The organism is Anabaena sphaerica FACHB-251, from assembly GCF_014696825.1.
GTDB lineage: Bacteria > Cyanobacteriota > Cyanobacteriia > Cyanobacteriales > Nostocaceae > RDYJ01.
In genome coordinates this window covers 116,115-125,099 of record NZ_JACJQU010000017.1, presented here as the reverse complement: position 1 = coordinate 125,099, position 8,985 = coordinate 116,115, and the positions used below count along the sequence as shown (strand labels likewise).

Sequence of the window (8,985 nt, the reverse complement as noted above, 5' to 3'; positions counted from 1 at the left end):
TGTCGTTCAACTAATAGCATTCATTGTGACTCCAGATGCTTAACAATACGCTCGCTTTTTTTGTTTTTTCTTTTCAATCTATAGTTTCATTTCTCCGTTGTCACACAAATGAGTAGATTTGACTATATATGACTATATTTTTGTTATTTAAACTAAATACTTGATTCTGGCATCGGGCGATAATTTGCCATTGCTAATAAAGTATCCACCAAACCACCAAAACTTAAACCATGTTCATCTGGTGCAAAAATCGGTTTGGTAAACAAAAAACTCGCCCATAGATGAGAATTTTCGCTAAGATCCTTAATGACCTCCTCCCCATTAAACTCATTAAAGCGACGTTGCCATACCAAAGCTGCAAAAAGTTCCTGGGGACTGTATTCTTGAGCTAGGGTTTGAATTTTGGTGAGGTTTAACATAGGGATTCAATTACAGTTTGACTAAATAGGTCTATTCTCTCGACCGTGATAGATGCGTAAAATAATCACATCATCTTCAAGAATAACGTAGTGAATTATAAAACCGTATTTACCAAAAGATACTAACAGTTTTCGTAGTCCTGCTATTTCATCTACAATTGCACCGCGTCGTGGATTTTGTTGTAGACTTTCACCAGCAGAAACTATTGCTTGTACTGCGCGTGCTGCTCCATCAGGATTATTGGTTGATAGAAAATCGTAATGACGATTTAAGTCATTAGTTGCTGTTTCTGTCCAAACTATCTCAGACATTAGTGTTATTGTTGATTTCCTAAACTATTTGCCCATTTTTTAACTTTTTCATGTTTGACTCCTGAACCTGTACGCAGGTAGGTTTCTAAAGCAGATTTACTTTGCTCAATCATTTCTGTTTCCGTGAGAGTTTGAAAATTTAATTCTGGATTTATCTCACCATATTCAAATGATTCTGCTGCTAAATTTTCTTCTTCTTTAGCTAATTCTGTGGCTAAAAATTGAATTGCTTTGATTTTTTCTTGATGAGATAATTTTTGCAGTGAGGGTAAAATTTCTGTTAATGTCATATAAAGATGGGTGAAAAGCTACTTACATTATACTCCGATCGCACTTCATTCTCCATAACCAAAGAAACGCGATTACTTTCTCCCATCCTCCAAAAAACGCTATCTCATCATTCACAAACCATACCTAAAACGTAGGGGTTTAGCATTGCTAAACCCCTACAATTATTCATTGATTTGAGAGGAGCAATCACTCTCTATTCTCTGGCTACATAAGCAGCTATTAATTCTTTAATTCACTAAATAATTAATCCCAGTCCTTTTGCTCTTCCAAGCGTAATTAATGGATTTTCTCTTGTACCATTGGTTAACCTTGATTCAATATGAGTATGGCGACCAAATGAATATCCAGTATTTCCTTCAATTCCTAACCAGTCGCCTTGAGAAATATAAGAACCCAATCTTAAATTAGGGTTAAATGAATCAAAGTGAAGGTAACGGAATGTTCTTTGCAAAATATTGTTCCAAACATCAATATATTTACCACGATTGCTATCCTCTCCAATAAACTTAATTTGTCCACCAACTAGAGAATAGACATTGTAACTCCCCTGATTATCTGTAGAATCAATCGCTCCATGAGATAAATTATCTTCATAGAATCTTGATGCACTTGCTCCACTAAAACCACTAGATGAATTACGATACAAGCGAGTTAGATATTCGGCTCTAGTAATGGGAGAAAAATCGGCTCTAACCTTACCAATAAATGTTCCTTTAGTTCCCCCATAACCAATTTCTGTCCATTGTTCATTACCAGAAAACCCTATACCTGTTGAACGTCTCACAGTTACCCAATTAATATTAGAAACGATAGCATCAGCTTTTCCATCCCCTGTTACATCGCCAAAGAATGTTCCTTGAGTACCTCCATAACCAATTTCCGTCCATTTCTCATTACCAGAGAACCCTGTACCTGTTGAACGTCTAACATAAATTCCATCTGCATTAGAAACGATAGCATCAGCTTTTCCATCCCCTGTTGCATCCTCATACCAGGCACCATTAGTACCTCCGTAACCAATATCAGTCCATCTTTCATTACCAGAAAAACCTGTACCTGTTGAACGTCTCACAGTTACCCAGTTGTTATTAGAAACAATAGCATCAGCTTTTCCATCCCCTGTTACATCAGCAAAGAATGTTCCTTGAGTTCCACTGTAACCAATTTCCGTCCATTTCTCATTGGGTAAAAATCTTGTTCCATCTGAACTTGCACGTCTAACATAGATTCCATCTGCATTAGAAACAATGGCATCAGCCCTTCCGTCTCCTGTTACGTCCGCAAACCATGTTCCATAAGTTCCACCGTAACCGATTTCTGTCCATTTCTCATTAGGTAAAAATTTTGTTCCATCCGAACGTCTAACATAAATTCCATCTGCGTTAGAAACGATAGCATCGGCTCTTCCATCTCCTGTTACATCTGCAAACCAAGCTCCCTTAGTTCCGCTATAACCAATTTCCGTCCATGTTTCATTACCAGAGAACCCTGTACCTGTTGAACGTCTTACTGTTACCCCATTATCATTGGAAACAATAGCATCAGCTTTTCCATCGCCATCTACATCAGTTGAAGGATTAAGACGACCTAGCATGGTATTAATGCCTAAATTATAGTTACTATTACCACTATAAGAATAAACATGGATATAGTAAGTACCAGCAGCTAATTGACTAGAAATACTCTCATTAGAAGTACCGCTCTTAGTAGAGGAATAAATCATCTTTTTATCAGCACCTAAGAGCTTGATATCTACATCAGATTGGAGATTAACTAGATTTAGGGAAACTTTAGTTAATCCATTAATCTGAAAGCGATAATAATCATTAGGTACATTACCACCTACCCAACCGCTTTTGCCATAACTAGCGTAGCCAAGTGTTCCCAAATTTTCAGCGGTACTGAGACTATCGTTTTTCTCAATTCCAACACTCAACCCATCAACAACTAGAAAATCATGATCATCCTCAAGTTTAAGTGATAATAATTCCGCACCACTAATACTTTGCCCCTGCAACAACCGCGATAAAATATTCCCTTCATCCCCAGCAGCATCTAGCACATTAATTTGACCATCTATATAATGCCCAAACTCCTCTAATAACACTCCTGTAACAGTACCAAGATTACCCAAATTAGCCGCTACAAATTCCTGAGATAGATAAATAGTATTTGTTTCCTTAGCATAAGCACCATTAAAATTTTGACCAGATACTAATTTGATCTCTGGTGCATTAGTAAAATTATTTTGCGCTAAATGTTGAAGTATTTCATCAGCCAAATCTGTTTGATAATCTTGACCAAAAGCAACATTCAAGATTCCATCAATTTGAGAATTGCTATTTAGTCCAGTCAGGATATCTTTAGTTGCATCAATTGACTGAATAACAGTATTAATAATCAGTTGCGTATCAGCAAGTAATTGAGAAGAACCAGAGGAATTTAGGACATATAAAGGATCTTGAAAATCGCCGAAACCCTGATGGTTGTGGGGGGTAGAAATTGCCCCTTGTTGAGAGTAAAAAGATAGCTCAAACATAGATGCTTCTTTATGTAAAGATTAATAGATTTGTTACCTATCATTCTATGTGAGCAAGTATAGAAGTATATCTGCTTTATATTAAAGAGTTAGTGAATTTCATTTGTTGAGTAACTGTAACTTTATTTATAAGAACGTAAAAATTGTCACATAAATTCTATCTAAACGCTTGTTATGGCAGTGACTCAACATGAATAAAACAACATGAGGTTTGTTCAATCCCTTGTCATTGTTGCTTTACAGGCAGTTGTAAGTGTAATCGGTGTTTCTCGGTAATTTGCCGGAATTTATATGAATTATTGATAAAGTTATATTTTTATCCTTTTGTCAGAAATGGATGGCTATAGCTTGCGTGAAGACGTAGGAGTCATACGCCTCCCATCAGGGATACAGGATGTCCAGGATTAAAGGATTAACAGGATGTTTTTAACACAATCTGCGTTTATCTGCGTTTATCTGCGTTCAATTACCCAGATCCCCGACTTCTTGAAGAAGTCGGAGATCTATCTACTGGAAAATCAAACAAAATTTAAGCTTCAATCACCACGCGCAAATTACCCCGTTTTTTTGCAACTCGACAAGCGGTAGTGCTACCAACTCGCTCAAATTCCAAATCCAAAATAGTCCCACCAACACGCAAATTGTGCAACGATAAACGATTGATTGATTCTGGCAAAGCGGGGTCAATAATTCGCAAACAATTATTTTGTGCGTCTGGAACTAAATTCACCATCATTTGCAATAATTGAAAGACACTACCCGTAGCCCAAGCTTGGGGTGTACAAGCAACAGGATACTGTACAGGAGCATTATCCCCATTCATTTCATAACCGCAAAATAGTTCTGGTGGACGTTGATAAGATTGCTGAGAAGTCATATTAAACAAACCTTGGAATAATTCCAAAGCTTGATCAATCAAACCCAAAGATCGCAATCCCATCGCAATCAAAGAATTATCATGCGGCCAGACAGAACCAATGTGATAACCCATGGGATTATAAGCTGGTGACAAACTACTTAAAGTTCTAATTCCCCAACCATTAAACATATCAGGCGCTCGCAATCTTTCTGCTACGCTGTATGCTTTTTCTGGGGTAAAAATTCCCAAAGATAAACAATGTCCAGGATTAGAAGTAATACTATCTACTTGATTTCCTTCACCATCTAAAGCCAAAGCACAAAAATCTTGATCCTCAATCCAAAAATCTTTGTTAAATCTAACTCTGAGATTTTTAGCTTCTTCTAACCAAGTTTCTGCTAAATCTAGGCGTTTTTTCACCTTAGCAATTTCTGATAATTTAATTTTGGCAGCATAGACATAAGCTTGCACCTCACAAAGAGCGATCGCCCCTTTAGCTAATTCTCCTTTGCGGTTAACAATACAATCGCCAGAATCTTTCCAACCTTGGTTAATCAAACCACCTTTTGATTTACGAGCATAGCTGAGATAGCCTGTTTTTTGGAGATTCCGATCAATCCAATCCATTGCCGCTAAAGCATTGTGCCAAAGTTGCTCTAAAGTTTCTTGATCATGAGTCCAAGAATAGTAGTCAGCATACAACATCAACCATAGAGGAGTTGCATCAACTGTTCCGTAATAAGGTGTATGGGGAATTTCTTGACAGCGTGCTAGTTCTCCCATCCGTAATTCGTGTAAAATCTTGCCTGGTTCTTCTTCCCGCCACTCGTCTTCCTCTTGACCTTGATATGCTGCCAATAGCATCAAAGTTTCTTGAGCAATTTGGGGATTTAACATCAAAGTTTGGGAAGCGGTAATAATAGAATCCCGCCCAAACAATGTTGAAAACCAAGGTACACCAGCCGAAACAGTTTTATACTTGCCAAAAGATTGGCGTAACAAATACATATCTTCTTCAGCCCTTTCAATCACTCGATTGAAAAGACTTTTATCTGAGCTAATGCGGGTAATTTGTTGTACCCAATTTTGCTCTTCCATCAACTCAGAAGCTTTTGCTTGTGCCAACGTAGTAGCAGCACTCACACCAGAACTGGGCTGATTATTGGTTAACTTCTGCAACCGATAACCCAGCTTTTTAGTTTCGTGAGAAGCTAACTCTAACCGCCAAATCGCAGTGTAACCTTGGAAATAATCTGGTAGTTGATGCTGGAATTGTATCCGGGATTCCATCACCGCACCATCTAAACCTTGATAAGCCAGTATGAGGGATTCTTCCCCATGTGATTGAGTGGCTGGGGGTACAACACCATCACCTGTTTCTTCTAAGTGTGTTGGCTCTACTAACCGTAATAATTTACCCCGTTTTTTGCGGCTATAACCCCGGACTTCAAATAAATCCACAAAATCAGCATCAAAGCTGAGACTGAGTTCAAAAGTGATACTGGTGGTGCTGTAGTTAGCAATTTCTATTTCTTCAAAAAGTGCGCCGTTGAGTACTATTTCTCGACGAATGCCAATAGTATCGGCATTGAGGTAATCATCAATTTTCGGATTAGTACACAAAACTGAGAGCGCAAAACCTTTGTCAGCAGTGCTACTCAACAAAACAGGCGATCGCCCATTAATCTGCAACTCTAGACGACTTAAAAACCGGGTATCAGCACAAAACAGCCCCATACTGGGACCACCATCCTCAAGGGAACAACCGGAAATGTTCCCCATCGTATCTGTCACCAAAAACAAATCATCATCTTTAACCGTCAAAGTTGGCTGTGGTCTTTCACTGACAACACAAGCCCATTCTGGAATAGGTATGTTTTCTGCGGAAATGAAAGTTTTTCCATCTAGGACGATTTTATCTGGGGTGATCAACGTATCCGGTGTCATGAGCCAAATTTCCCTATACTGGTCTAGATTTGCAGAACTGACGACTGTGGAAGGGATCGGGTACTGGGGAGATGGAGAGAATAACATCCTCTTGCCTCTTGCCTCTTGCCTTTTCCCTATCACCAATCCCCAATTACCAAATCCTTATAAATTTATACATTCTAACTCTGAAGTCAAGGCTGGAAACTGAGGATTTTCAACTAATTTATGCTTTGATGAGCATTGAGAGATGCTGGACATAGAAAATACTCATCGAGATGTTCAGTTAAAAATTTTTTGAGATTTATCAAGCATCAGCAGTACCTAAACTTACCAAGGTCTTTTTTAGGTTAATATCTGGACAGGTGCTTTCTAGCCCTCACCAATTGGGCAGTGGTAACGGGTAATGGGTAACAGTTTTGCCACTGACCACTGACCACTGACCATTGACCACTGACCACTGACCACTGACCAGTTTTAATTTTTACAATGCTTCTGTGAAGTGGATCTTGTCTAGATTGGGCGTTTAACGATATTCATGAGCATTTCGACTTCTGTGCTGAGTGATTTGCTACAGTCACTACCCTACCTGCGTCCCCAGTTATATTTCAAGGCTTCACTAACCGCGCTCTCCCATGCAATGGAAGATCAGGTTTTGGCGGCCACCTTGGATCAGCCCTTGATTATTGCTAGTTTTCAACGAGAGCGATTCTACCGCCAAGAAGCTCATCGCTATCAGCGCCTTTCTCAAAGAAGTAATCAAATATACGTACTATCTGCACCAGAAACAGAGTTTGCTAATAGCTCGGAATACTATGAAAAAATAGCTTTTGAGCCAGATGATGCTTTAAGTCAAGAGTGGCATTTGGTAGTAGTTGCTGATAACTATGCTACTTGTTTGGTGTGTCAAGAAAACGTTGGCTCAATCGCCAAAAATCAGCAATTACCAGAAATTAGCCCTGGTTTAGATATGGACACAGCGCGAAGATTTGAGGGGATTTGGACTTCCGAGAGAGGAGTCAGTCTCAAAGCCGCAGAATTGATATTAGACAGAATTCAGGTTTACAGACCGGATTTAGTGGGCAAAATTAATAAGGCACGTCGGAGGTTTGGCATCGGCACAGTCAGAAGGGATTCTACAACAACGCCACTCAACGAATATGCTTGTGATATCGATACTGACCCTTTTGTACAGCGATTGGTGACTTACCTGCAAGCTAGTCAGTATAAATTGCATAAAGCCTACCGATCTATTGCAGCCCAAGCCAGGAAAGAAAGGTTGGTAAATTCGATCAGTATGGCAATCAGGCGATCGCTTGATCCACACGCAGTTCTCGAAGTCGCGGCTCAAGAATTAGGGCAACATCTGGGAGCAGATCGCTGTCTAATTTATCGCGCTCAAGCTACTGATGCCCAAACTGTTATTGAACACGAGTTTTTGAGTCCTGATGTTGTCTCTGTGCAAGGTCAAACTTGGCATTTGGCACAAAATCCTTTGTTTCAGGAAATTACACAACAGGGTGAGGGTATCTGTATTGCCGATACACTTACAGATTATCGCGTTACCAGTTCCACAGCACTTTCCTTAATTGTCCACAAGTTCAGTATTCGTTCGTGGCTGATAGAACCAGTTTTCTCTCAGGGACGACTACTGGGGATTGTGGAGTTACATTATTGTCATTTACCATCCCAAGAGTGGCAACCAGGAGAGTTGGATTTGGTCAAAGCGATCGCTACCCAAATAGGAGCCGCACTGATTCAAGCCGAAGCTTTTGCTAACTTAGAAGAACTAAACAAACAGCTAGAAGCTCTAGATCGCACCCGCAGCAACCTCATAGCTATCACTGGACATGAACTGCGTACCCCCCTATCTACCATTCAAGTTTGCTTAGAAAGCCTTGCTAGTGAGCCGGATATGCCTTTAGAGTTGCAGCAGGTTATGCTCAGTACAGCCCTTTCTGACTCCGAAAGAATGCGGAAACTGGTGCAAGATTTTCTCACCCTTTCTAACTTAGAAAGCGGTCGAGTGCAATGGCATCCAGAATCTTTAACCTTACAAGAATGTGTAGATTTAGCCCTCAGCCGACTGCGTACACGGTCATCAACGGAAAAAATCCCGAAAATTAAAACGCAAATAGCCGCAACTTTACCTTTGATTAGGGCTGACGGTGATTGGCTGGTGGAGGTAATAGCAAAACTGATAGACAATGCTTGTAAATTTACACCCTCTCAAGGAGAAATTACCATTAAGGCTGCTAGTAACCGCAATCATGAGGTGGAAGTGACTGTAACCGATACTGGACGCGGAATTGAACCCAACCGCTTAGAAGTAGTTTTTGACCGCTTTTATCAAGAAGAGGGTGCGCTGCGTCGTACTGCTGGAGGTACGGGTCTTGGTTTAGCGATTTGTCGGCAAATAGTCAACGGCTGGAATGGGAAAATTTGGGCAGAGTCCAACGGTAAAGACCAAGGTAGTCAGTTTCATTTCACTATTCCCATTGTTCAAGCTAGTGCAGAGGAACAACGTCCTGTGGTTAAAAGTAAATAGGACGTGGGGACAATGAAGAGGCAGGGAGCAGGCTTGCCCTGAGCGAAGTCGAAGGGGAGCAGGGGGAGATTAATAACCCAATTACCAATTA

Annotated in this window: 6 protein-coding genes; 1 reads left to right on the top strand and 5 read right to left on the bottom strand. The window is 40.0% G+C overall.

Features of this window, described 5'->3' with window-relative positions; genetic code table 11:
• Positions 1 to 152 precede the first annotated feature (152 nt).
• The 5 genes from H6G06_RS21760 to H6G06_RS21740 form a co-directional block, all read right to left on the bottom strand.
• The gene (locus H6G06_RS21760) at positions 153 to 419 is read right to left on the bottom strand and encodes a hypothetical protein (protein WP_242039812.1); all 267 of its coding nucleotides are present in this window, start codon (positions 417 to 419) and stop codon (positions 153 to 155) included.
• Positions 420 to 440: 21 nt separating this feature from the next.
• Complete coding sequence (locus H6G06_RS21755) at positions 441 to 731, bottom strand: type II toxin-antitoxin system RelE/ParE family toxin (protein WP_190563948.1); 291 nt, start codon at positions 729 to 731, stop codon at positions 441 to 443.
• 5 nt (positions 732 to 736) lie between these two features.
• Positions 737 to 1,021, bottom strand: a complete 285-nt coding sequence (locus H6G06_RS21750; protein ID WP_190563946.1) for a hypothetical protein — start codon at positions 1,019 to 1,021, stop codon at positions 737 to 739.
• 236 nt (positions 1,022 to 1,257) lie between these two features.
• Positions 1,258 to 3,561: an FG-GAP-like repeat-containing protein gene (locus tag H6G06_RS21745; RefSeq protein ID WP_190563944.1), complete on the bottom strand. Its 2,304-nt coding sequence runs from the start codon at positions 3,559 to 3,561 to the stop codon at positions 1,258 to 1,260.
• Positions 3,562 to 4,090: 529 nt separating this feature from the next.
• Positions 4,091 to 6,367, bottom strand: coding sequence for an amylo-alpha-1,6-glucosidase (locus H6G06_RS21740; protein ID WP_190563941.1), 2,277 nt, complete (start codon positions 6,365 to 6,367; stop codon positions 4,091 to 4,093).
• A gap of 517 nt (positions 6,368 to 6,884) precedes the next feature.
• Between H6G06_RS21740 and H6G06_RS21735 the strand changes: the two genes are divergently transcribed.
• Positions 6,885 to 8,894, top strand: coding sequence for a DICT sensory domain-containing protein (locus tag H6G06_RS21735; protein ID WP_190563939.1), 2,010 nt, complete (start codon positions 6,885 to 6,887; stop codon positions 8,892 to 8,894).
• Positions 8,895 to 8,985: the final 91 nt, after the last annotated feature.

Bases quoted from the DNA above. Each gene is read 5' to 3' on its own strand.
- H6G06_RS21760 (WP_242039812.1), bottom strand. From the start codon at position 419: ATGTTAAACCTCACCAAAATTCAAACCCTAGCTCAAGAATACAGTCCC.
- H6G06_RS21755 (WP_190563948.1), bottom strand. From the start codon at position 731: ATGTCTGAGATAGTTTGGACAGAAACAGCAACTAATGACTTAAATCGT.
- H6G06_RS21750 (WP_190563946.1), bottom strand. From the start codon at position 1,021: ATGACATTAACAGAAATTTTACCCTCACTGCAAAAATTATCTCATCAA.
- H6G06_RS21745 (WP_190563944.1), bottom strand. From the start codon at position 3,561: ATGTTTGAGCTATCTTTTTACTCTCAACAAGGGGCAATTTCTACCCCC.
- H6G06_RS21740 (WP_190563941.1), bottom strand. From the start codon at position 6,367: ATGACACCGGATACGTTGATCACCCCAGATAAAATCGTCCTAGATGGA.
- H6G06_RS21735 (WP_190563939.1), top strand. From the start codon at position 6,885: ATGAGCATTTCGACTTCTGTGCTGAGTGATTTGCTACAGTCACTACCC.